This window comes from Pantanalinema rosaneae CENA516, from assembly GCF_050753385.1.
Classification (GTDB): Bacteria; Cyanobacteriota; Cyanobacteriia; order Leptolyngbyales; family Leptolyngbyaceae; genus Pantanalinema; species Pantanalinema rosaneae.
In genome coordinates, this window is record NZ_JBLZFZ010000075.1 from 1 (window position 1) to 23,120 (window position 23,120).

At 51.1% G+C, this 23,120-nt stretch carries 20 protein-coding genes; 6 read left to right on the forward strand and 14 right to left on the reverse strand.

Features of this window, described 5'->3' with window-relative positions:
• On the reverse strand, positions 1 to 1,519 hold a 1,519-nt coding region (locus ACN4EK_RS28210), incomplete at its 3' end, for a SpoIID/LytB domain-containing protein (protein ID WP_431661761.1).
• A gap of 243 nt (positions 1,520 to 1,762) precedes the next feature.
• Between ACN4EK_RS28210 and ACN4EK_RS28215 the strand changes: the two genes are divergently transcribed.
• A complete protein-coding gene (locus ACN4EK_RS28215) occupies positions 1,763 to 2,026 on the forward strand; it encodes a ParB N-terminal domain-containing protein (RefSeq protein ID WP_431661762.1) in 264 nt (87 codons plus the stop codon).
• A gap of 6 nt (positions 2,027 to 2,032) precedes the next feature.
• Here the strand turns inward: ACN4EK_RS28215 and puuE are convergent, their stop codons facing one another.
• The 3 genes from puuE to ACN4EK_RS28230 form a co-directional block, all read right to left on the reverse strand.
• Positions 2,033 to 2,941: an allantoinase PuuE gene (gene puuE, locus ACN4EK_RS28220; RefSeq protein ID WP_431661763.1), complete on the reverse strand. Its 909-nt coding sequence runs from the start codon at positions 2,939 to 2,941 to the stop codon at positions 2,033 to 2,035.
• Positions 2,942 to 3,120: 179 nt separating this feature from the next.
• Complete coding sequence (gene accD, locus ACN4EK_RS28225) at positions 3,121 to 4,056, reverse strand: acetyl-CoA carboxylase, carboxyltransferase subunit beta (protein ID WP_431661764.1); 936 nt, start codon at positions 4,054 to 4,056, stop codon at positions 3,121 to 3,123.
• Positions 4,057 to 4,196: 140 nt separating this feature from the next.
• Complete coding sequence (locus ACN4EK_RS28230) at positions 4,197 to 4,445, reverse strand: putative signal transducing protein (protein ID WP_431661765.1); 249 nt, start codon at positions 4,443 to 4,445, stop codon at positions 4,197 to 4,199.
• Positions 4,446 to 4,534: 89 nt separating this feature from the next.
• Here ACN4EK_RS28230 and ACN4EK_RS28235 point away from each other — a divergent pair, with 89 nt between their 5' ends.
• Both ACN4EK_RS28235 and ACN4EK_RS28240 read left to right on the forward strand, forming a co-directional pair.
• Entirely contained in the window at positions 4,535 to 5,548 is a 1,014-nt protein-coding gene (locus ACN4EK_RS28235) for a squalene/phytoene synthase family protein (protein WP_431661766.1), read from the forward strand.
• Between the two features lie 14 nt (positions 5,549 to 5,562).
• Entirely contained in the window at positions 5,563 to 6,015 is a 453-nt protein-coding gene (locus ACN4EK_RS28240) for a phosphohydrolase (RefSeq protein ID WP_431661767.1), read from the forward strand.
• Here the strand turns inward: ACN4EK_RS28240 and ACN4EK_RS28245 are convergent.
• Positions 5,993 to 8,719 (reverse strand): FkbM family methyltransferase, encoded by a 2,727-nt coding sequence (locus ACN4EK_RS28245; RefSeq protein ID WP_431661768.1) that lies wholly within the window; start codon positions 8,717 to 8,719, stop codon positions 5,993 to 5,995. The two genes, ACN4EK_RS28240 and ACN4EK_RS28245, sit on opposite strands and share 23 nt — an antisense overlap.
• A 187-nt stretch (positions 8,720 to 8,906) precedes the next feature.
• On the opposite strand from ACN4EK_RS28245, the gene ACN4EK_RS28250 reads away from it, so the two are divergent.
• A complete protein-coding gene (locus ACN4EK_RS28250) occupies positions 8,907 to 10,490 on the forward strand; it encodes an FAD-dependent oxidoreductase (protein WP_431661769.1) in 1,584 nt (527 codons plus the stop codon).
• A 285-nt stretch (positions 10,491 to 10,775) separates the two neighbouring features.
• On the opposite strand, the gene moeB is transcribed toward ACN4EK_RS28250, so the two are convergent.
• From moeB to ACN4EK_RS28290, 8 genes are all read right to left on the reverse strand, one after another.
• Positions 10,776 to 11,951, reverse strand: coding sequence for a molybdopterin-synthase adenylyltransferase MoeB (moeB, locus tag ACN4EK_RS28255; protein WP_431661770.1), 1,176 nt, complete (start codon positions 11,949 to 11,951; stop codon positions 10,776 to 10,778).
• Between the two features lie 39 nt (positions 11,952 to 11,990).
• The gene (locus ACN4EK_RS28260) at positions 11,991 to 12,464 is read right to left on the reverse strand and encodes a M67 family metallopeptidase (RefSeq protein ID WP_431661771.1); all 474 of its coding nucleotides are present in this window, start codon (positions 12,462 to 12,464) and stop codon (positions 11,991 to 11,993) included.
• 100 nt (positions 12,465 to 12,564) lie between these two features.
• Positions 12,565 to 13,296, reverse strand: a complete 732-nt coding sequence (locus ACN4EK_RS28265; RefSeq protein WP_431661772.1) for an ABC transporter ATP-binding protein — start codon at positions 13,294 to 13,296, stop codon at positions 12,565 to 12,567.
• 8 nt (positions 13,297 to 13,304) lie between these two features.
• A complete protein-coding gene (locus ACN4EK_RS28270; RefSeq protein WP_431661773.1) occupies positions 13,305 to 13,532 on the reverse strand; it encodes an indolepyruvate ferredoxin oxidoreductase subunit alpha in 228 nt (75 codons plus the stop codon).
• A 64-nt stretch (positions 13,533 to 13,596) separates the two neighbouring features.
• Positions 13,597 to 15,186: a sensor histidine kinase gene (locus tag ACN4EK_RS28275; protein ID WP_431661774.1), complete on the reverse strand. Its 1,590-nt coding sequence runs from the start codon at positions 15,184 to 15,186 to the stop codon at positions 13,597 to 13,599.
• Between the two features lie 99 nt (positions 15,187 to 15,285).
• Positions 15,286 to 15,630, reverse strand: a complete 345-nt coding sequence (locus ACN4EK_RS28280) for a hypothetical protein (RefSeq protein ID WP_431661775.1) — start codon at positions 15,628 to 15,630, stop codon at positions 15,286 to 15,288.
• Between the two features lie 636 nt (positions 15,631 to 16,266).
• Positions 16,267 to 17,349, reverse strand: coding sequence for a photosystem II q(b) protein (gene psbA / locus ACN4EK_RS28285; RefSeq protein ID WP_431661776.1), 1,083 nt, complete (start codon positions 17,347 to 17,349; stop codon positions 16,267 to 16,269).
• A 505-nt stretch (positions 17,350 to 17,854) separates the two neighbouring features.
• Positions 17,855 to 18,205 (reverse strand): DUF1815 family protein, encoded by a 351-nt coding sequence (locus ACN4EK_RS28290; protein WP_431661777.1) that lies wholly within the window; start codon positions 18,203 to 18,205, stop codon positions 17,855 to 17,857.
• 736 nt (positions 18,206 to 18,941) lie between these two features.
• Between ACN4EK_RS28290 and hflX the strand changes: the two genes are divergently transcribed.
• A complete protein-coding gene (hflX, locus tag ACN4EK_RS28295) occupies positions 18,942 to 20,444 on the forward strand; it encodes a GTPase HflX (protein ID WP_431661778.1) in 1,503 nt (500 codons plus the stop codon).
• Positions 20,445 to 20,652: 208 nt separating this feature from the next.
• Positions 20,653 to 20,853: a hypothetical protein gene (locus ACN4EK_RS28300; protein ID WP_431661779.1), complete on the forward strand. Its 201-nt coding sequence runs from the start codon at positions 20,653 to 20,655 to the stop codon at positions 20,851 to 20,853.
• 277 nt (positions 20,854 to 21,130) lie between these two features.
• On the opposite strand, the gene uvrC is transcribed toward ACN4EK_RS28300, so the two are convergent.
• On the reverse strand, positions 21,131 to 23,104 hold the full coding sequence (gene uvrC / locus ACN4EK_RS28305) for an excinuclease ABC subunit UvrC (protein ID WP_431661780.1): 1,974 nt from the start codon (positions 23,102 to 23,104) through the stop codon (positions 21,131 to 21,133).
• Between the last annotated feature and the right edge of the window lie 16 nt (positions 23,105 to 23,120).

The following is a 23,120-nucleotide window of genomic DNA, read 5'->3' on the forward strand; positions in this document are numbered from 1 at the left end:
AGATGTGTATAAGAGACAGCCCCAAGCCCCCGCCGACAAAGGCATATCCCTGAAGGGCTTTGTTTGCTCCATAGAGCGGTTCCAGGTAGAAAAAGGTGCTATTGGGGGCATAGAACACCTTCAGAATATTGTCTTTCTCCAGTTCCACAGTCCCCAAATCGGTGGTGACAGCCAGTTTCAACACCCGACCCGAGGGTGATCGTTGCAGCACCTGCATTTGCTGAATCGCTTTAAATCCAGCTAACGGACTTTTTTGAGTTGCCAGATAGGTCTTCAACTCTTTCGTCAATTCTGCCAGCCGACTCTCTGCCCGCCAGCGAAACCAGCGACTCCCCTCTTCGTTAAAGCCATTCTTCTGACTGATAAACCGCCGGACATGCTGTTCCTCAGTCAGGGGGTAGCGGGATAAATCCCAGGGGCTACCAACCGAGTCCAACACACCCCGGAGATAGGGGCGATCCGCTCCTTGCCAGATATCCTGGAATGCCGCCGTAACTCCCCCCGTAGTTGAAGAGTAGACCGCATCCACCAGTTCATTTTGATAGGTCAGCACTAAGCCTTTGGTTGCCGCGATCGCCCGATCGGTGGCTGGAGCCGCTCCCGTCAAGCCGTTGTATACCTGACATTGGGTATCCGCACAGAGTTGATAGCCATCTACAGCAAACCGCCGCAAGTTCCGCAAGGCATAGGTTCTGGCCAAAATTGCCTGGGTTTGTAAGACCGAGGGAGTTGCCCAGGTGCCAATTTCATGGGGTACAACACCACGCAAGTAGGTTTCTACCGGGACTCGATTGACTAAGGTGTAGGTGCCATAGGTATTCGGTTGCAGCCGTAACGTGCCCGCATACAGATTCCGACCGCGATCGTCCCCGATCGGGCTAACCTGAATCACTCCCTGGTTAGAGGAGATGTCGATGTAATCGCGGTTATAACGGTAGCCATTCACCACCAATGACGATTTTGGTTGCTGTTGCACCACTTTGCTGTCAATATAAGCGGTTTGAATGCCCTTAGACTGCAAGTTTTGCAGTAATAACCGTCGCACCACGGGATTGCTATAAACCTCTCGTTTTGCCCACACCTGCCACCGTCCGGGTTGAGCCACCTCCACCTCAATGCCCTGCGCCCGCCATTGATTCGCACTGGCTTCGGCGCTCTCAAAGCTGCGGTGGGTATCCAGCACGACCCGTTCTTCTAGCTTGGGTTCTGGCAAGGGCTGGGTAACAATTTCCAACTTAGCCATTGTCCCGGTGACCGTTTGTTCCTGAGTACCTGTTTTCAAGCGGAAGGTTAACCGATCGCCCGAGTTCGCCTGAAGCGTTAAGGTATCGGTGGGCTTGCTGCCAAATCGCTGCACGATGCCAACATAGAGATCGGGATTTGGGGGATTTGCCGCTTGGGTTGCCTTGACTGTGGAACCCAAAAGAGCCGTCACTGCTAAGGTCGTGCCAGACAGCAGTGAGAGGGACAGCAGCGGCAGTACCGCCAGTCGGTTGAGAAAAGCAGGCTGAACTCGCAAAGTTGTCTATCTCCCACAATGACAGGTCGCAGTTGCTCAGATCCTAAGATAGTGCTCTTTGGACAAAATGCAATCCGTTATTTTTCATGAACTGATTTGATCTGGTGATGCCAGGGACTCTCACTAGCCATTAGCCATGCCTCAAGCAGTAGATCAGGATAGTTGACCGATAAATCCCCAAAAAGTTGCAGCTCAAACTCGTAATGAGTATGATTTAGAAAGAGATGATTGAGGCATACACGCATGGTACGGGTGGAAGCATTACAGTTGAACCAAATTCGGCGACCGTTGTTTCGGCAAAATGATCCACAAAAAGTGGCCGCGTTAATGGCATCGATTCAGGAGATTGGACAACAAGAGCCGATCGATGTACTGGAAGTGGATGGGCAGTATTATGGCTTTTCGGGCTGCCATCGGTTTGAAGCCTGTACGCGCTTAGGGCAGGAAACGATTCTGTGTCGAATTCGCCGCGCTCCCAAGTCCGTCTTACAAAAGCATCTGGTTTAACAGCGACTACTGCGGTTTGTGGTAGGTATGCCAGTGGTGGGCAATGTCAATCCGGCGACATAGCCAAACGCGATCGTGCTGTTGCACATAGTCCAAAAAGCGAGCCAGAGCCGCCGCCCGCCCCGGTCTACCCACTAATCGGCAATGTAGACCAATACTCATCATTTTGGCAGCCGTTTCCCCTTCGGCATAAAGCAGATCAAAGGCATCGCGCAGGTACGCAAAAAATTGATCGCCGGAGTTAAAGCCCTGGGGGGTGGCAAACCGCATGTCATTGTGATCCAGGGTGTAGGGAATCACTAGATGGGGAGTGCCGTAGTCATGCACCCAATAGGGCAGGTCATCGGCGTAACTATCAGAGTCATACAGAAATCCTCCCGCTTCGACCACCAGTTTGCGGGTATGGGGACTATTGCGCCCGGTATACCACCCGAGGGGACGGCTGCCTGTGGCTTGCGTATGGAGGGCGATCGCTTGCTGTAAATGCTGGCGTTCGTCGGCTTCACTAAAGTATTTGTAGTCAATCCAACGGTAGCCATGACTGGCAATCTCCCAATCGGCGGCTTGCATGGCAGCAACGGCTTCGGGATGGCGATCGAGTGCCATAGCTACCCCATATACCGTGACCGGAATCCCGCGTTCGGTAAACAAGCGATGCAGTCGCCAGAATCCAGCGCGGCTGCCGTACTCATAGCAGGATTCCATGTTCATGTGGCGCAGTCCCATCAACGGCACCGCCCCAACGATTTCCGATAGAAAGGCTTCCGAAGCTTGATCCCCATGCAGAATACAGGTTTCGCCACCCTCCTCATAATTGATCACAAACTGTACAGCGATCCGGGCTTGCTGGGGCCATTGGGGATCCGGAGGATGCTGCCCGTAACCAACTAAATCGCGCGGATAGTGTTGAGGCATCGGCGGAGGCTATCACCTGTACAAAGAAAATTTTCATTTGGGTGAGCCCAAAATCACCCACTTAGGTCATCTGGTGCGAGGAAGGGGCAAAGGCATGATCCCCAGTATCTTAAAAACATCATCAGTTTGCTCAAGTGCAACTGCGGACCTGGCGGGGGGCTGCCAGGTCTTTTTCCGTTTTAGTCCGGAGCCGAAATACTGAACGATCGCACTTCCACTTCGGGTAAATGTATTGGTGGGAGGGGAGAGGCTGGAGCGATCGGCTGATGCAGTCGCATTAACCGCGCCAGGGTCGCTTTCAGTTGGGTACGAGGCACGATCGCATCGACAAATCCGTGTTGTAGCAAGTATTCGGCGGTTTGGAAGTCATCCGGCAGTTTTTCGCGCAAAGTTTGTTCCACCACACGCCGTCCGGCAAACCCGATCGTTGCCTTGGGTTCTGCCAGAATAATGTCGCCCAGCATGGCAAAGCTCGCCGTGACTCCCCCGGTTGTGGGATGGGTCAAGACTGGGATATACAGCAAGTGATGATCCCGGTGCCGTTCTAGCGCTCCAGAGATTTTTGCCATTTGCATCAGGCTCAACATACCCTCCTGCATTCTGGCTCCCCCCGAAGCACAGACAATCACAACTGGGATCCGTTCGCGGGTAGCTCGTTCAATCAAGCGAGTTAATTTTTCCCCCACCACCGAACCCATACTGCCGCCCATAAAGCGGAAGTCCATCACGCCCAATGCCATCGGGATGCTATCCAATTGCCCAACGCCGGTTTGAACGGCATCCTTCAGTTTGGTTTTTTCCTGCATGTCCCGCAGCCGATCGCTGTAGGATTTGCGATCGCGGAACTTTAGAGGATCCGTAGCGTGTAGCCCTGCATCCATCGGCATCCAGGTATTGGGATCAATCAACTGGCGAATCCGTTCATCGCTATAGACTCGCTTGTGATGCCCGCAATCTGGACAAACCATCTGGTTTGCCTGTAAGTCCTTGGTGTAGGTGAGAACGCTGCACACCTCACACTTTGACCACAGTCCATCAGCAATCTCGCGTTCCTGATGATCCTGGCTGATCGGACCTGATTTTTGTCGATTTGCAAACCAATCAAATAGAGACATGGACGTGGTGGATTGTTAACTGAATATGTAAATCTGGCTGACAGCAAATATTCTTCTGAGAGACAATTCAGCGAATATGATCAACGCTACATTGGGGGACAGGCAATTCCAGCATTTAGTTGCGGATAGATTATACCAATTCACTCTAGCAACTCTGGTGGATGGTTCATTTCGTCCTCACTGGTGTCATCCCCGATTGGGCTGAGTAACAACAATGCCGTCCAGCGATCGTCGGGCAAGACTTGCAACGCCGCCGGACAACCATAGCCCATATAGGAAGACACTCCTAAGTCAACAATTCGGCTGGCAATCTCGTGAGATGTCAACACCTGCTGCATCAGTTCAGCTTCCCATCGGGTGCTGGTTGTTCTCAATGTGATCCAGGACACAACGTTAATCTTAGCAAAAGCGGGGAATTATAAAGCTATAGCAAAGTCAAAGAATGGCGTATATACGCATTGACAATGACGCATCTACTATGGCTAATCAATTTGGCTCCTCGTTGTATGCCGCCGTGGCAGACGATACCCTCAAGGACGAAGATAATGCTGCCTGGGTGACTGAACTAGAATCCGACGTACAGAATGAATGGGTGCAACGGATTCGCTGGATTCGCTGGATTGATCGATTAGCGGAACAGGATTTACTCAACCCTGGTAGTCATCAATTTTACACATTCTTCATGGAATGGAAAGGGGTAGTTGAAACAGGACAGGTAGCAGCCGGAAGTATTTATACCGAGTTTTTGCTGCCCCTTTACGATCGCTGGTGGCAGTCCACGGGGGTAATTGACTATCCCGCGATCCGGGCTTGGCAACGCTATTTGTCTGCGATCGCCCGCTACCATATCCCAAATCTGGTAATTCCGACACTGGATCAGTATGAAATGATGCTGAAGGCGTTAGCAGGCTCGTTTTTTCAACTGTTTCCGTACCTGCCCCGGCAGTATCGCCAAGCCGCTTACTCCCTGGGTGCGATCGATCAGTTTTATAACAACCTGCGCGATTTAAGTGAAGATGCAGTTCAGGGTATTTGTTATTTACCTGAAGAACTATTGCAAGAATATAGTGTGCGCCGGGAGGAAATTCTTCAGTTCACTGCCTACCAGAATCCTAATTATCACCGGATGATGCAGTTTTGGCTGGAGAATTACTTGCCCAGATTACACCATCAAGCTCAGGAAATCCTGGCGGCTGAAGATCTTCATCCGTCCTGGCAGATTTTACGGCATTGGTCACTGCATCGCTATCACCGCATTATCGAAGTGTTCCGGGCTTGCAATTTTAACTATGCAGAATTTCCCCGGATGTATTGGGCGATGGTGCAACACGAACTCCCGCTGCTGTTGGCTGAAGTTCGCCAGTCGGAGCCAATCTGTCAATCACTCCCTTGCCATTGGCAGTCTGGCAATCGGGGTCCAGGGCATTCAAGTCGATTAGTCAAGCCGCTACGATCGAACAAACGGCTGGTGCAACAGCCCCTTTCTGCATGACTTATCGGTAAATCATGATGAATGAAGAATTGACTCATTTATTGGGCAAAGCGATCGCAATTGCGGCAGTGGCTCACCAGGAGCAATTGGATAAGGCAAATGCGCCGTATATTTTGCATCCCCTTCGGATGATGATGCGAGGGCAGACCGAATTAGAACAAATAGTTGCTGTACTACATGATGTAGTGGAAGATTCGGACTGGACACTCGACCAACTAGCCGCCGAAGGCTGTCCTGAGGTCGTCATCGCTGCCCTGGATTGCCTCACCCGACGGGCTGAAGAGAATTACGACGAATTTATCGATCGGGTCTTGACGAATCCCTTAGCCACCCGCGTCAAACGGTATGACCTAGAGGACAACATGACACTAACCCGGATGTCGGCACTCACTGATCGGGATATGGAGCGACTCCACCGATATCATCGTGCCCATCAGCGTGTGCTTAAAGCGCTGGCAATGGCGTAATCCGCTCTACTCCAGGCACTGTGATTCCCAGTTGACGCGGCGCTCCCAAGAGGTTGTTCGCGATCGGGTTAAACTCCGGTAAGGGATGCTGCCGGAAATTGTTAGAGCGATACCAGGACATTCGATGCCAATACAGGTCATACCCTAATGGTTCGAGATATTGTTGCAGGTCGTCTAGTAAGGTTCTGTTGCCATCGTGAGAGATCGCTGTTTGAGGACGACGATCGCGGATATATACGATCGGTTGGCACCGCTGAATCGTTGTAACAGAGCCTTGTAAAACCGATAAAGCAATGTTCCAATGATTAATTTTGAGTAAGCGACACTGCGGCACCGCAAAACTATCTAATGTAGCCACCTGAACTGGTTCACTCACAGGAAGTTCTACTGCCGATCGAAACATTGGCGGCACAGTCACCTGGGTAAACCCAGCCTGGGCTCCCACCGCTACCGGATAGGGATAAACATTGACGACTTGATTCACCGCCAAATTGCCACACAACATTTGAAACAGTAGGCGTTGCGGCTCGATCGCTAACACCTTCCCCTGACTGCCAACCGTTTTCGCCAACCAAACGGTCTGCGCCCCAATGGTTGCCCCGACCTCAATCACCAGATCCCTCGATCGCAGCAATCGCGCCAAGAGAATTAGCTCACCTTCTAAATACTCTCCATATAAAACTAATGATTGCCCGACGCTGCGATCGTGGGGATGGTAGAGAAATGTCCCGTGGCGGCAGGGTTGGGGAGTGAGAGGAGATAAGGGAGATAAGGGGGATGGAGAGGGTAAGGGAGATGGGGGAGGTTGAGTGACAGTTGTTGGGATGGGGGGACTGGATGCAATGGTGTGTTGTAGGGTGGTAGCGACCTGTTGGAACACGGTCTGCCAGTCGCCGGGTTGAGGTTGGCGGAATAGTCGCATGGTGGGATACCAGGGGGTATCGGTACGATCGCGCAGCCAGCGCCAATCGGCAACGTAGGAAAGTAATGTCCAAACAGGTTTGCCTAAGGCTCCCGCTAAGTGAGCGACAGCAGTATCAACGCTGATGACTAAATCAAGTTGAGCGATCGCAGCGGCAGTATCCCCAAAATCTTCAAGTTGTTCACTCAGGTCATAGACTCGCTCATGGGAGGTCAATAGCGGACGATCGGCTTCCGGGCAGTCTTTCTGCAAGCTGTAGAGGGTGATTTGCGGTATCTCTAACAGTGAAAGAAACTGGTGCAGCGCACACGATCGCTTACTGGCGGTACTACTAGAGGGATTCGCCGCCCACACAATCCCTACTTTAAACCGCCCTTCCCCATCTCCCTCATCTCCCTGACCTCCCCCCTCCCCCGGCAACCTGATTCCCGACGGCGGCACCTGCAAATAGGGCACCTGGGCAGGAATCGTTTCTAGCGTCGTTCCCAAAATTTGCGGTAAATCCAGTAATGGCGCGTGCAAGTGGGTTTGCACATCCACCCGATCGCGATCGACGCAGCGATCGATCCCCACCAGTGTATTCAGCAGCCGTAGGAGAGGTTTCTGGCAGGCAATTACCACATGCCCACCTCGCTGAGCAACCAGGGGAGCATAGCGAACAAATTGCAGGGTATCGCCAAAGCCCTGTTCGGCGGTGAGGAGAATGACTTTGCTATGCAGGTCAGCACCATCCCAAAGGGCTTGGGGATAGCGCAAATCGGGGCATTGTTTGGTTTGCCAGCGCCAATGATATTCCGCAAATCCCCGTGGAAAGTCACCAAGCGTCAGGAGAATGATGCCTAAATTCAGGTGAGCATCGGCATAATCCGGGCGGTAATGAATCGCTTGTTCATAACAGCCGATCGCCTCGTGAAATTTGCCCTGCTCGACCAGCGTCCCACCATAGTTGTTGTAGGCATCGGCATGGTCGGGTTGCAACCGAATTGCTTCCTGGTAGCAGGCGATCGACTCCGTTAACTTACCCTGTTCCTTTAAAGCAGCCCCTAAGTTGCTATAGGCATTGGCACAATCCGGTTTGAGGGCGATCGCCTGACGGTAATGATCGATCGCGGCATCCAGTTGTCCCTGGCGTTGCAGAACGGTGCCGAGATTATCATGGGCACTGGCATAATCGGGCTTCAGGGTTAGCGCTGTCGCAAACTGATCCTTCGCCGCATCTAGCTTGCCCAGTCGTAACAGAGCCACCCCCAAACTATTACGAGCGTTGACATGCTCTGGCATCAGGGTGATCGCTTGCTGGTAGTACGGAATCGCTTCCTCCCAACGATTCTGCTTAAATAACACGGCTCCTAAATTGTGATGGGCATTAGCATAATCAGCCTTCAGAGCAATGGCTTGCTGGTAGTGGGCGATCGCCGCATCGAGTTGACCATCCTGGGATAGAGCGATCGCCAGGTTGTAGTGCAAATGGGACTCATGCGGCAGCAGGGATATAGCCCGTTGCTGATGGGCGATCGCCTCAGACCGACGACCTAAGTCCAGCAAAACAGTGCCCAAATTACTATGGGCTTCGGCTAAATCAGGATTTAACTGGATCACCTGCTGATAACAGGTCACACTCTCTTCTAACCTGCCTAATTGACTGGCAATTAACCCCAGCCAGAACCAGACCTCGGATTGCTGAGGATGGCGTTCGATCACCTGGCGGTAGACTATCTCTGCTTCGCGCAATCGTCCTGCCTGATAGTGTTGGTGGGCAGTTTGCAACAGGTTCGAGTCCACAGTGGTCATGATGGTAACGATCGCAGCAAGAGACGGGGCAAATTATTGGATGCATTACCCTAACATATCTCCAGGAGGTGCAGGGCAATCCAGCGCCGATTTCCAGTAGGGTCGGGTGCGCTGAGAACAAATTGCTGGAGTAGGATGGTCATGCTTGTGCATATCTTGAATCTGAACAGTTGCCTCTATGACCTCCGCCACTCCCTCTGTAACCCGTTCCTACGACATTATTGGCTTCGGAGATGAAGTTCCAGGTGTGTTAGCGCTTGTCTGTGCAGCTAGGGAACATCGGCGACGCACCGGACGGTTTCCCAGAACCCTATTGATGTTTAAGGGCAATTCTCCCGATGGGGTGGGTGGGCATTTGGTTAGAGGGGGGTTGGCATACCTCGATCGCGCTATGGTGCCCGTTGATGTGCGGCAGTCCTTGAATCTCGGGACATTTGGCGATCCTGCGGCGATCTATAAAGAGTTTTTACAGCGAGCCGGAGTTGCCCAAATTGCCTTAGATCCGCGCAAGGCAGATACCGCTCTGCGGCAGATGTTAAGTGAGGTCGGTGCCGATATTATCAGTCGGGTACAGATTCATTCCGTCTTAAAGCAAGGTTCTTTATTAGCCGGGATTCGCTTAGCCAGAGGCGAAACCTATCTTGCCAAGCAGTTTATTGATGCAACGGTGAATGCAGAACTGGCACAATATGCCGGAGCCGAAAAGCTTCAGGGCTTTGGCACGTTTGGGCTACCCGAGTCAGAACTGCCCGTGACCTTAGTATTTGAAACGGAAGGGCTCAGTGTCGATCGCTTGCGGCAATTTGAACTGGATTTCCTCAAACGATTAACGAATCCCAATGACACAGAAGCCCAACGGTTTATCCAGATTGCGGCAGGCAGCGATGCCAGATTAATGGAGCAACTCCGCAAAGATTTGGTAGACGCTAGTGGCAAGCCAAAAACCATGTATGTGGGCTTGGATCATATTGATGTGCGGTGTAAGGCATTGTCGATCGCCTATCACTCGTTCCGAGGCAAGCGGTGGTCGCTAGAAAAAAGTGGTGCCATTCTCGATCAGCCGAATATCGCCATCCTGTCACCGACTCGCTTATCGTGGAATGCCTTGCTATGTGCCTGTACCGGCTCACAAGCAGAACAGCTAGCCAGAGCCGCCGCCAAACCGACCCCAGAGATGCTGCAAGAAATTACCTTTCTCGATCGGTGGTTTAAAAGCTTAGGGGCAACCGCCATCCGTCCGGCAACGGAACTCTATATTCGTCACGCGGGTAATGTGGTAGGTGTCGTAGATCCACTGACCGGAGCCAAAATGATGGCAGGAGCCGTACCCGCGAACCAGGCGCTCGGCACCTTTGGCTATCATCTGGATGTGCGGGGTGGAATCGCTGGGTTAGGAGCAAAGGCCAGGGAGAAAGATCTCACCAGTGTATCGTTCCACCATCCACCGTTATTTAATGTCGGCATCCAACATACCCTGCTCAGAACTGTGCCGAATCTGGCCGTCGTCAGTCCCGGCTCTGGCTATGATGGCTATGCCTGTGCGGCGGGTAGAATTGTCGAGTTTAATGTCGCCGTTGGTCAGGGGGTGGGGATTGCTGCCGCGATCGCGCTTTTGAGTAATCGGGTTTTAGCCGATATCTCGAATCTGGAAGTCAGACAGGTGTTAGTGCAGACGAATCAGCTTCCTCGGATCTACGGCACCAGCTACCTCACAGAAGCCGTCAAGTTACAAACCTTTGAAAAACTCATGATGATCGCTTAACGACCCATTTCTGTAAGGGCGAAGCATTGGGTAGATTCACCTTGATTCCGTTACAAGGATTGCTGCCCCGATGTTTCACCCCTACCAATGAATCCCCAATTGGGTTGGAGTAAGGAGCCTTAGTAGAATGGCACTGACTTAAGGACACGCTTCACTCTGATCGCCCCCTTTTCTGGTATGCCCGTAGGGCTTTAAGCCCCCAACTTTGGGGGACTTTGAGGTTCGGCTCCCCCAGAATTGGGGGTTGGGGGGCGGTTCGGATTGTTATTTCAGTGACATTCAGCCTTAGTATTCCGGTACAGAGGGATCAATTTCCCGGCTCCAGGCAAGAATGCCACCTTTGACATTGGTGCCTTCGATGCCTGCTTGTTTGAGGATGCCGATCGCCTTTGCCGATCGCATCCCGGACTTGCAATGCACAATGAGCTTAGAACCATTCGCTAATTCCTGCACTTTAGCGATTCCATCCCCATTTTCAATATCGGGTAATGGTACGAGTACGGCTCCGGGAATGCGGGCAATCTGGTGTTCGTTCGGGTTTCGCACATCCAGCAGCACGTAGGTTTCCGCCGATCCACCACTCATCAAACGTTCGAGTTCATGAACGGTAATTTCGCGCATTTCCGCCTGGGCTTGGGCTTCCGCCGCCTTCGCCTGGGGAATGCCACAGAACATTTCGTAATCGATCAGTTTTTCGATCACAGGACGTTCGGGATTCGGGCGCAGTTTCAACTCCCGGAACTTCATATTTAAGGCATCGTACAGCAGCAAGCGACCGCTCAGAGTATTGCCAGTACCCAAAATAATTTTGACGGTTTCCGTCGCCTGGATAACGCCAATCACGCCAGGAAGAATGCCTAACACGCCACCTTCAGCGCAGGATGGCACCAGTCCGGGGGGCGGGGGTTCGGGATATAAATCACGATAGTTGGGACCACCTTCGTAGTTGAAGACGGTCGCTTGTCCTTCAAATCGGAAAATCGACCCGTAGACGTTCGGCTTGTTCAGCAGCACACAGGCATCATTCACCAGATAGCGGGTAGGGAAGTTGTCTGTCCCATCTACCACCACATCGTAGTCTTTGACAATATCTAGCGCATTTTCCGAACTCAGCCGCGTTTCATAGAGATCAACTTGGCAATAGGGATTAATTTCTAAAATCCGATTTTTGCCGGACTCAATCTTGGGTTTGCCGACCCAGGACGTACCGTGAATCACCTGACGTTGCAGGTTGGAGTGATCCACAACATCAAAATCGACGATGCCAATCCGCCCGATGCCAGCGGCAGCCAGGTAGAGCAAAAGCGGTGATCCTAGACCACCAGTGCCAATACAGAGGACACTGGCAGCTTTCAGGCGCTTCTGCCCATCCAGTCCCACTTCTGGCAAAATCAGGTGGCGCGAATAGCGTTCGTACTCTTCTTTAGTTAACTGAATCTCATCCAGATTGGGGTTCAGCATGATGATTTGAGCAATATGGAAGGACAGGTGTTGGACGACCTAAGGCGAAGCTGACTCAATGACAATCACCGCTTCCGACTGAAACTGATGGCTGTCATCAAGTTGCCAACTATAGAATTCCCCGGCTTGCCCACGATGAACAGAGAAGATCAAGTAGGAATAGTGCTGCCAGGCATGACGACGATCGCATTCGGAAGGTACAGCCGGATGGTCAGGATGGGAATGGTAAATCCCAATCACATCTAGATCGCGCTGCCGCGCCTGCCGCATAGCCACCAGCATCTCCTCCGGGGCAATCCAGTAGCGGCGAGTTTTAGTCAGCGAGGCTTCTGCTGCCGCAAACTCATTGGCAACCTCCTCATCCCAGGCATTGGCAACCGTTCGCACGTCCACCAGGGTTCTATCATCCGACACTAACTTACCCAGGAGCAAACCGCAACATTCGTCTGGGTAGGCACGTTCGGCATGAGCCTGCATGGTTTGAAGGTGTTCAGCCCTAAGTTTAAGCGCCACGGATCAGTGGGGGTATGAGAGTTGAGATCCTAAATTTTAGGATGAAGACATTCCCAGAAGTATAAATGTTTAGACAAGATCTGGGGGACGATCGACAGGATTAATGCGCTCTGGTTGCCCCGAGATACAGCTCACCGACTTTAGGATCGTTGAGCAGATCAATGCCTCGCCCTTCAAACCGATCGCGACCTGCTTCTAAAACGTACCCCCGGTCTGCCATTTCTAAGGCTTTACGGGCATTTTGTTCCACCAGGACGATCGCAGTTCCCCCCTGATTAATTTGCTTGATTTGCTCAAACACACTATTGACCAGGATGGGTGACAGGGCTGCCGAGGGTTCATCTAACAACAGCAGGGTAGGTTTCAGCATCAAAGCTTTGCCCATTGCCAGCATTTGGCGTTCACCGCCTGACAGAGTTCCCGCCCGTTGCTTGCGGCGTTCCGCTAACCGAGGAAAGCGGATAAAAATCTCCTCTTTTAACGGTTGCAAGGGCACATCACGGACAAAGGCTCCCATCTCCAGATTTTCCTCCACCGTCAGAGAGGAAAAGACATTGGCAATTTGGGGCACATAACACATGCCCCGTTGGACAATTTGATTCGACTTTAAGCCGGCAATCTGTTTGCCCTGGAATAGAATGCTGCCCTGGTGGGGAGTCAGGAGACCAAAGATGGTTTTTGCCAGGGTAGATTTTCCGGCACCATTGGGCCCAACTACCGCGACCAATTCACTGGGATAAATTTTGAAGTTAATCCCTTGCAAGATATCTAAGTCCTTAACATACCCGGCGTACACATCTTGAACGTCTAAAAGGGGCGCACCATCAATCATAATCCTGCCTATTGCGGAGTTTTTTGCAGATTGGGACGCTCTTCCGGCACGATCGCGCCTTCCACTGGACACACCTGTAAACAGATGCCACAGTCAATGCAGGTCGCGAAATCGATCCAATACCAATCCGTCCCTTTCATGTTCTTGCCGGGGCCGGGATGAATGCAGGCAACAGGACAGGCATCGACGCAATCGGCGACACCTTCACAGGTTTCAGTAACAATCGTATGTGGCACAGTTCTCTTCAGGATCAGGAGGATTCGTATCTAGGGTAGCAGGAATCCAAGCCGTTCACCGTGTTCAGGCAATGGGAATCTCGATCGCGAACTCTGTGCCCTCACCGATCTGAGAACAACATTGCAAGCGTCCCTGATGTTTTTCCACCACAATTTGGTAACTGATGGATAGACCTAATCCTGTGCCTTTGCCCACAGGTTTAGTGGTAAAGAAGGGGTCAAATAAGCGAGTTTTAACCTCATCCGTCATCCCTGCACCATTATCCGCAATCCGAATCACAATCTGCGGTGTACCGATTTCCGGCTGTTGCAAATCGGTATGAATGGTGATTTGACTCGGTTTCAGTTTCATTTCCGCCAGAGTCCGCTGACTGTCCCGTTCTTCCAGGGCATCGATCGCGTTACTAATTAAATTCATGAATACCTGATTCAGTTGCCCACCATAGCATTCCACTGGAGGCAAATTCCCGTAGTCTCTGACCACCTGAATGGCAGGACGATCGCTTTGTTCTTTCAACCGATGTTGCAAAATCAATAACGTATGATCGATGCCTTCATGGATATCCATCGGCTTTTTTTCTGACTGGTCACAGCGTGAGAAACTTTGCAGCGATCGGACAATTTGCCGGATGCGATCGGCTCCCACTTTCATCGAAGCCAGAATTTTAGGAAAATCAGCCGCTAAAAACTCCAGATCTGCCTCTTCTAAAACCGCCTGGGTAGCGGTAGTCGGCTGGGGACATTGTGCTTGATAGGCGGCGACGACTTCTAATAACGTTTCGGTGTAGCTGGCAGCATAGGTTAAATTGCCATAAATAAAATTGACGGGATTATTGATTTCATGGGCAACTCCCGCCACTAACTGTCCCAAACTGGACATTTTTTCCGTCTGGACGAGCTGACTTTGTGCCTGTTGCAAATCTTGAAGAGTTTGAGCTAATTCCTGGGCTGTCTGTTCCAGTTGTTGGGCATGGGCTTTTGCCGTGGCGGCAGCAATACAACTCTGCTCATACAGTTCAGCCTGCTGAATGGCGATCGCGGCTTGATCCGCCAGTTGTTGCAGTAGATCGGTTTCAAAGGTCTGCCAACGACGCGGGGCACGACACTCATGGGCAATCAGCAAGCCCCAGAGGGCATCGTGCATTCGGATCGGGACGACTAAATTAGCTTGCACTTGCATCGTGTGCAGTAAAGTTTTGTGGCAAGGGGCTAAGTTGGATAGGGCAACATGATCGATCGCCCGGATCCGTCCTTGCTGATATTGCTGCCCATGTTCGGCTGGGAAACAGGTATCGTGATAGGTTTTGCCGAGAATCGAGTCCCAGGGAGCTAGAACTTCTTCCACCACAACTTCCCCAATCCAATCCTGACCAAACCGATAAATCACCACGCGATCAGTATTCAGTAGCTGCCGTACTTCCCGGACGATCGTTTGGAGAACGGTTTGCGAATTTAAGCTACTGCGAATTTCGTCGGTAACTTGTTTCAGAACCCTAGCCAGTTCCAGCGATCGTTCCAGTTGGGCAGTCCGTTCTTGTACCTGTTGTTCCAGGCTGGCATTGAGTTCCTGAACTTTCTGGTAAAACAGTTGTTGATCGATCGTAGAGGATTCCGATTCACTCATCAAACTCGTCCACCGATTAGCTTGGTTCATGGGATTTTCTAAATTCATTGTGTCCAAGTAGTGCGTCAACACACGGCTGACGAGTAGATGGGTTAACCTGAGAAACGACTCAAATTCTGAAACAAATTGTCAAGCGGAATAGGCCTGTTCTCGTAACGCCGCCGAGCGGTTGCGATCGGCTAACTTTTCTAAGTTCAATTGACTCCGCTCATCTAACAATTCTTCACGTTGCATAAACTCAAACAGGATCTGAGACAGCAATTTCTCTACCCGTGATGTTTGCTCCGTTAACCACCGATGCGTTTCCGCCTCATTCGGAGATAAATCAGCACAATTAGCGGTATACCGCCGAAATCGTTTGACTTTACGGAGCAATTCCACTAAATGCGCTGGACATTCACAGGTAATCACATCAGCCGTTTCGCAGATCATTTGGAGCTGAGCGTCTGAGAACTCTGGCAGGCTAGATCTCATTGAATTGACTCACTTTTGTAGCTGAGAAGTCTTGGGGATGAGTAACAAAGCTGAATTTAGCGATCGCCTAATTCAGTTCATGTGCTACTCCATAACCACTATTGGTTTAATCAATGCACCTTCAATTTCACGCTAATTAAAATGAATAGGAATCTCGATCGAGAGAAGTTTATATACTTTCTGAAAGCAATGTTAAGTGTGGTTAACTTTGAGCTTAATCTAATCTCTAAAAGCCAAACCATATCTCTTAAGACAGAGATTCTTTAATATATCCAACCTTACTGTTAAACCAGATCCTGTAAACAGTTCTCTGAATCAAAGTCAGGCGGATTCAGCCTCATTCTTAATAGCTTAAATCTACTCTTTATAAGATAATATATTTTTCTTCGCGAACAGTTTTTTAAAATATTTGACAATGAGAGTTTAAACTAGCTTCATATTAATATGACTAACCTTGCTATGAAATTACTTGTCAATGTGGCATTTCAGTGATAGCTAAAACACAAATACAGTTGAAAAAATCTGTTTTGCTTTATACACTTTTAATCGTTTTTTTTGAAGCAATTAAGTGACTAAAACGGCAAAGCGCCCCCCTAGAGGAGCGCTTCACTCATTCACTTAGCCGAGTCTTAGGGATTAACCGTTGATAGCAGGAGCGGTCAGCGCGATCGGAGCCGCTTCGCCAGCCGCCAAGTCGAGCGGGAAGTTGTGAGCATTACGCTCGTGCATCACTTCCATCCCCAGGTTGGCGCGGTTCAGCACGTCTGCCCAGGTTCCCACCACACGACCTTGAGAGTCGATGATGGACTGGTTGAAGTTGAACCCGTTCAGGTTGAACGCCATCGTGCTGATGCCCAGCGCGGTGAACCAGATCCCAACTACCGGCCATGCACCCAAGAAGAAGTGCAAGGAACGAGAGTTGTTGAAGCTAGCGTATTGGAAGATCAACCGACCAAAGTAACCGTGGGCCGCCACGATGTTGTAGGTTTCTTCTTCTTGTCCGAACTTGTAACCGTAGTTCTGAGATTCGGTTTCGGTGGTTTCCCGCACCAGCGAGGAGGTCACCAACGAACCGTGCATGGCGGAGAACAAGCTACCACCGAACACGCCAGCCACACCCAGCATGTGGAAGGGGTGCATCAGAATGTTGTGCTCCGCTTGGAACACGAACATGAAGTTGAAGGTACCGGAAATACCCAGAGGCATCCCGTCAGAGAAGGACCCTTGACCGATCGGGTAGATCAGGAACACGGCGGTTGCAGCAGCCACAGGAGCGCTGTAAGCGACGCAGATCCAGGGACGCATACCGAGGCGGTAGGAGAGTTCCCACTCGCGACCCATGTAAGCGAACACACCGATCAGGAAGTGCAGGACGATCAGTTGGTAAGGACCACCGTTGTACAGCCACTCATCCAGAGAGGCAGCTTCCCAGATGGGGTAGAAGTGTAGACCGATCGCGTTGCTGGAAGGGACAACGGCACCAGAGATGATGTTGTTGCCATACATGAGAGAGCCAGCGACGGGCTCACGGATGCCATCGATGTCCACAGGGGGAGCTGCGATGAAGGCAATGATGAAGCAGATGGTTGCGGTCAGTAGGGTGGGGATCATCAGGACACCGAACCAGCCGACATAAAGACGGTTGTTGGTGCTGGTCACCCACTCGCAGAACTGACTCCAGATACTAGCGCTTTCGCGCCGCTGAAGAGTTGTTGTCATGGTTGAATAATTGCAATCAGTGCTTGATGTATGAATCAGCCAATCGCTTGACTGTAAACATAATGTAACAGTCATTCGAGGATTTGTAAAGAAGTGTAAGGAAAATTGTTTTATTTTTATTTAGATAAAAGATTGCCTGCCGTCCGAAACCTGGATACAGGCTGGATAGCAGGCAAATTTATCGATCGAAGATTAGATGCAAGTTTTATCTCAGAATTGAGCCGCGATCGCTGACTTTAGCAACTTTTGTGAACCGCAAAAAGAGGATCTGTAGGGGAAGAGCCGATTCAGATAACCCTGCTTAGCAATGAACGACATTTGTAGAGAATTCGGCTGCCAAAGCAACGACCTAGATCCTGGAGAGCTACGCTACCTTGTAAACAAAAATTACAGGATCCAAATAGGCTCAGATGCAAATCTGAGAAGGCTAAGATTGCTTAACTATACCAATGACTCCCCTGAGAAGTTCTCTGGGAGCAAAGTTTGGTATCCGTCAGCACTGAAATTAATACACAGTTTCTGTCGGTACGATCGACCGATATTGACCTGGTTTGACCTGTAGCTTCACCAAATTTGCCAGTTCTTGTAGCTGGCTAATGGCTTCAGCCCCTTCTAATTTCATCAGTTCGCGATCGTCGCGCATTTCGGTCCAGGTAATGCCATAGTCGGACACTAGGAACCGGATCAGGTGGTTATCCGCCAAACTGACCATGAAAGATGCACTATTCATCTGCCCACCACAGGTGTAGCACGATGCTAGATAGCCTTGCCGCTCCAGCACAATCGCAAGCGCCTGGAGGTTCATGACAAGATCTTGGACGAACTGACGGTGTTGTTCTGCGAGTCTAATGAACACGGTTGCCCTCCAATCACCACACTTAATTCTAAACCTTTTTAATACTTTCTTAAGAATCGGTTTTGCAAAGTTGTGGTTAAGTCTGGCTACTTAAGTGATTAATACCCAGATCTATCAGGATATTAGGTCATATCCCTTCCACTCTCCAGAGTAGCTGAGTCCCTGAACCAACAACGTATCAACAGAGACAGTCATCCGACTTCAGGAATTTTGCGGAACTCTAGCAGAAAAATCTGCCGGGGAGAATTTCTCCAGTCTACCCGAGTTTACGATCGTTAGCAGATACAAAACGTTCAGCGCAGATTTCGGAAACTCTGGGGTAGCCTGCTTTACCTACACCCTTTACCAGCATAGCCAGCGATTTTCGGGATTGGCATCCATCTGACAGAGTATCCACATTACTTAAGCAATCGCAAGCAATTCTGGCAAACAGGCTTACGTTTTGTATCAATTCTGAAGTTAAGTTGATCGATCGTCCATCGGCTGAACTGGCACAACACTGGTTTTCGGCAATCAGTACAATGATCAATGTAGCGTTTGGCAAGTTGCGCTTATCGAGACGGTTTACGGAAATCTTCAGGGGCTAAAGTCCAGCCAAATTAAGCAATTACAGCGGCTCTATCATCAACGCCTACCGCGCGATCGCTTTACCACGGTTGAATTTGCCCAACGGATAGCAGCGATTAGTACCGACATTGGGCAACCCCTGTGTGTTTACATAAATCGGCGGGGGCAGGTGCTGCGGGTCGCGGTAGGCACCCCCCGCCAAACCCAGATTCCCCCCCTAGAATTACCCCGGTACGGTGCTGCCCGCCTCAGTGGCATCCGTTGTTTGGCAACCCAATCAAAATCTGACTCTCCCAGTGAATCCGCCCTAACGGCAATGTCTGTTCAACGCCTGGATGCTTTAGTCTGTCTGGTGCTGACGGGCAGTGGTTTTGAACGGCGGGGCGGTGGGGCAACCGGCTATGTGCAAGAAACTTATTTAGCCCACTTAGTCCCCCATCCTGAGGTGGAATGGACGGTATCGCCACCCTTAGATATAGAGGTCGTTGCCAATCAAGACTTCCTGAATCTAGTTGAGGGCTTAGAGGAAGAATTTGGACGGGAGTTTGTTGCTCAGCAAGTCGATCTGGATCACGATCGCGTTCTGCTGGTGGGCTTAATGACCGATCAGGTGTCGTCCCAACGCTTTCAAGATGGCTTGCAAGAACTGGCGCGGTTAGTGGAAACGGCGGGTGGAGAAGTGTTGCAATCACTGAAACAACGTCGCCCTCGCCCCCATCCCCAAACGGTGGTGGGTGAAGGGAAAGTGCAGGAGATTGCCCGGACTGCCCAGACCATTGGCGCGAATTTGGTCGTCTTCGATCGCGATCTCTCGCCTGCCCAGGTGCGGAATTTGGAAGCGCAGATTGGCATTCGTGTGGTCGATCGCACTGAAGTGATTCTGGATATTTTTGCCCAACGGGCGCAGTCGGGAGCCGGAAAGTTGCAGGTGGAACTGGCGCAGTTGGAATACCGCTTACCCCGATTGACTGGACGCGGACAGGCGATGTCTCGCTTAGGAGGTGGGATCGGGACGAGAGGACCAGGGGAAACCAAATTGGAATCGGAACGCCGAGCGATCCAACGACGTATCTCGCGGTTGCAGCAGGAAGTCAACCACCTACAAGCCCATCGTGCCCGGTTACGCCAGCGTCGTCAGCATCAAGCAGTACCTTCGATCGCTGTCGTCGGCTACACCAATGCTGGCAAATCTACGCTATTAAATGTGTTAACCAATGCTGAGGTTTACACCGCCGATCAACTATTTGCCACCCTTGATCCCACAACTCGTCGCTTACCTGTACCGGATGCGATCACCCAAGAGCCGCGATCGATCCTACTAACTGATACGGTGGGATTTATTCATGATCTACCGCCTTCATTGATGGATGCGTTTCGCGCCACCTTAGAAGAGGTGACTGAGGCAGATGCGTTGTTGCATGTAGTGGATTTGTCCCATCCGGCCTGGCAAAGCCAAATTCGATCGGTAATGACGATTCTCTCCGAGATGCCGATTACTCCGGGCCCCGCCCTATTAGTGTTCAACAAAATTGATCAGGTGGATGGCGAAACTCTAGCCTTAGCCCAGGAAGAACATCCCCAGGCGGTGTTTATTTCTGCCAGCGATCGCTTGGGGCTAGAAACCCTACGGCGGCGGTTAGGGCAATTAGTCCACTATGCTGCTGAACAATAGACATAAATAGTGAGCTAGGCAACTTTGGAATTTAAGGCAGTTCATATTGCTAAAATGCAACGGCTGTTATACCGGGTGAGCAGGAGCGTTAGCTTGAACTACTGGTAATAGCTCCGGTTTAAGGTGCTTTAGCCAATGATGGGGCTAACCTACACTTGAACGTAAGATACACTGATGTAAATAGCTTGCTGCAATGAGGGATACGATCATGAGCCTGGCAGATGTGTTTCCTGCTGCCCGACAACTCTCTTCATCGGAGAAGCTCAAGCTGATACGGATTTTGGCTGAGGATTTGGAAACGGCTGAGGACATCGCGCCGTTGGAGCCTTTCAAAACCTATGATTTACCTACACCCTATGATTGCTTTGGGACAGGGGCAATTTTGAATGATGCCAAATCACTAAGTTGAGCTGAATGTCACTGAAATAACAATCCGAACCGCCCCCCAACCCCCAATTCTGGGGGAGCCGAACCTCAAAGTCCCCCAAAGTTGGGGGATTTAGGGGGCGATCAGGGGGCAATTTTGAATGATGCCAAATCACTAAGTTGAGCTGAATGTCACTGAAATAACAATCCGAACCGCCCCCCAACCCCCAATTCTGGGGGAGCCGAACCTCAAAGTCCCCCAAAGTTGGGGAGGATTTAGGGGGCGATCAGAGTTAAGTGTGTTCTTAAGTCAGTGCCATTCAAGTTGAGCTAACTTCTGGTTGCTCTGTAGCCTCGTCTTCCTGGCGGGGATGAAAGTAGTCGTAGATTTGTTGGGCGAGGCGGGGGCCAATGCCGGGGACGGTGGCAATTTGGTCGGGGGTGGCTTCGCGAATGTAGTCGATCGATCTGAAGGTGGCTAACAGTTGTTTTTGGCGATAGTGACCCAAGCCGGGGATCTCATCTAAGCGCGATCGGCGCATGCGATCGGAGCGCTGTTGACGATGGAAGCTGACGGCAAAGCGGTGGGCTTCATCCCGTAAGCGCCGTAATAACTGGACTCCAGGTTGTTCGGCATCGGTGTTTAAGGGGAGGGATTCTCCGGGTAAGAAGATCTCTTCCCGTTGTTTGGCGAGGCTGACGACTCGTACTTCTTCCAACAAATTCATCTCCCGCAGGGCGGCAACCACGGCAGACAACTGACCTTTGCCACCATCGATCATCACCAGATCAGGGAAATCCGCATCAGCCGCCACATGCCGACTCAACACCGAGGTCGCCTTGCCAGTCCCCACTTCTTCGCCTTTGGCTTTTGCCGCCGCATACTTGCGAAACCGCCGCGTAATCACTTCTGCCATTGAAGCGAAATCATCGGAGTGTCCCGAAGTGACCGTGGGATTTTTGATTTTGTAGTGGCGATAATGCTGTTTGGCGGGTAAACCATCCACAAACACGACCTGTGAGGCGACCGCATCCGAGCCTTGAATATGGGAAATGTCGTAGCCTTCAATCCGGCGGGGTGGTTCGGGTAAGTCTAGCAATTCCGCCAGATCTTGAGTCGCTTGGGCATTGCGATCGGCAAATCGTTGGGTTCGAGCCAGTTCGTATCCAGCATTCCGCTCTACCATCTCGATCAATTCCGCCTTCACCTGCCGTTGAGGAGCGACGATCGTGACTTTTCGCCCCTTGGACTGGCTCAAATACTCTGCCAGCATTTCACCGTCTGGGAGATCATGCTGTACCAAAATTTCGGCGGGAATTTCCACGGGATCAACGCTCTGGAAATGTTCCTCCAACACCCGTTGCAAAATCTCCCCCGCAGTGCCGGACTGGGCATCGGCAAAGAATCCCAAGCGTCCGACTAAGCGACCCGCGCGAATCTGGAACAACTGCACACAGGCATGGTGATCATCAGCAGCTAGGGCGATCGCATCTCGTGACACCGTATCATCCGGCAGGGCAACTTTTTGGTCAGCCCCCAATAGTTTCAAGCCATTGATTTGATCCCGAATCCGGGCGGCATGTTCAAAGTTCAGGTCTTCGGCGGCTTTCTCCATTTGGCTGGCCAGCACATCCACCAGTTCCTTCGTGCGACCCTGAAAGATCATCGCGACTTTCTGCACCGTTTTGCGATAGTCCTCGGAGGAGATCAGCGCCTGACACACGCCGGGACAACGTCCGATGTCATAGTTCAAACAGGGACGGTCTTTAAATAGGGGTTGCGGTCGTTGACGGAGGGGAAAGATCCGTTTGACTAAATGCAGCGTACTCCGAAGCAGATGGGTATCGACATAGGGGCCGTAGTAGCGATCTTTTTCCTTCCCCAATTGGCGTTTACGGGTAATGAAAATCCGGGGATAGGACTCTGACCAGGTAATGCACAGGTAAGGATATTTTTTGTCATCCTTGAGCAACACATTAAAGTGGGGCTGGTGTTGCTTGACCAGATTGGCTTCCAGCGCCAGGGCTTCGGCTTCCGTGTCGGTGACAATCACTTCCAATTCCGTCACCTGCCGCATCATTAAGGCAATGCGGGGGCGGGTATCATGCCCATTAAAGTAAGACCGCAAGCGCGATCGCAGCTTTTTGGATTTGCCAATATAGAGGATCTGATCATTGGCATCCTTCATGTAATAGACCCCCGGTTCCGCCGGAATTTCCTTCAGACGGGTTTCTAACCGATCGGGGTCTTTAATTAACGGCAGAACATTGGCAGCAGTCACAGCAGAAATCACCGCTCAATCAAGGGTC

What these genes read in the sequence shown, in the direction of transcription:
- moeB (WP_431661770.1), bottom strand. Translation starts at nt 11,951, where the DNA reads ATGCTGAACCCCAATCTGGATGAGATTCAGTTAACTAAAGAAGAGTAC.
- ACN4EK_RS28240 (WP_431661767.1), top strand. Translation starts at nt 5,563, where the DNA reads ATGATGAATGAAGAATTGACTCATTTATTGGGCAAAGCGATCGCAATT.
- ACN4EK_RS28265 (WP_431661772.1), bottom strand. Translation starts at nt 13,296, where the DNA reads ATGATTGATGGTGCGCCCCTTTTAGACGTTCAAGATGTGTACGCCGGG.
- ACN4EK_RS28280 (WP_431661775.1), bottom strand. Translation starts at nt 15,630, where the DNA reads ATGAGATCTAGCCTGCCAGAGTTCTCAGACGCTCAGCTCCAAATGATC.
- ACN4EK_RS28275 (WP_431661774.1), bottom strand. Translation starts at nt 15,186, where the DNA reads ATGAACCAAGCTAATCGGTGGACGAGTTTGATGAGTGAATCGGAATCC.
- ACN4EK_RS28250 (WP_431661769.1), top strand. Translation starts at nt 8,907, where the DNA reads ATGACCTCCGCCACTCCCTCTGTAACCCGTTCCTACGACATTATTGGC.
- ACN4EK_RS28215 (WP_431661762.1), top strand. Translation starts at nt 1,763, where the DNA reads ATGGTACGGGTGGAAGCATTACAGTTGAACCAAATTCGGCGACCGTTG.
- ACN4EK_RS28300 (WP_431661779.1), top strand. Translation starts at nt 20,653, where the DNA reads ATGAGCCTGGCAGATGTGTTTCCTGCTGCCCGACAACTCTCTTCATCG.
- accD (WP_431661764.1), bottom strand. Translation starts at nt 4,056, where the DNA reads ATGTCTCTATTTGATTGGTTTGCAAATCGACAAAAATCAGGTCCGATC.
- ACN4EK_RS28235 (WP_431661766.1), top strand. Translation starts at nt 4,535, where the DNA reads ATGGCTAATCAATTTGGCTCCTCGTTGTATGCCGCCGTGGCAGACGAT.
- psbA (WP_431661776.1), bottom strand. Translation starts at nt 17,349, where the DNA reads ATGACAACAACTCTTCAGCGGCGCGAAAGCGCTAGTATCTGGAGTCAG.
- puuE (WP_431661763.1), bottom strand. Translation starts at nt 2,941, where the DNA reads ATGCCTCAACACTATCCGCGCGATTTAGTTGGTTACGGGCAGCATCCT.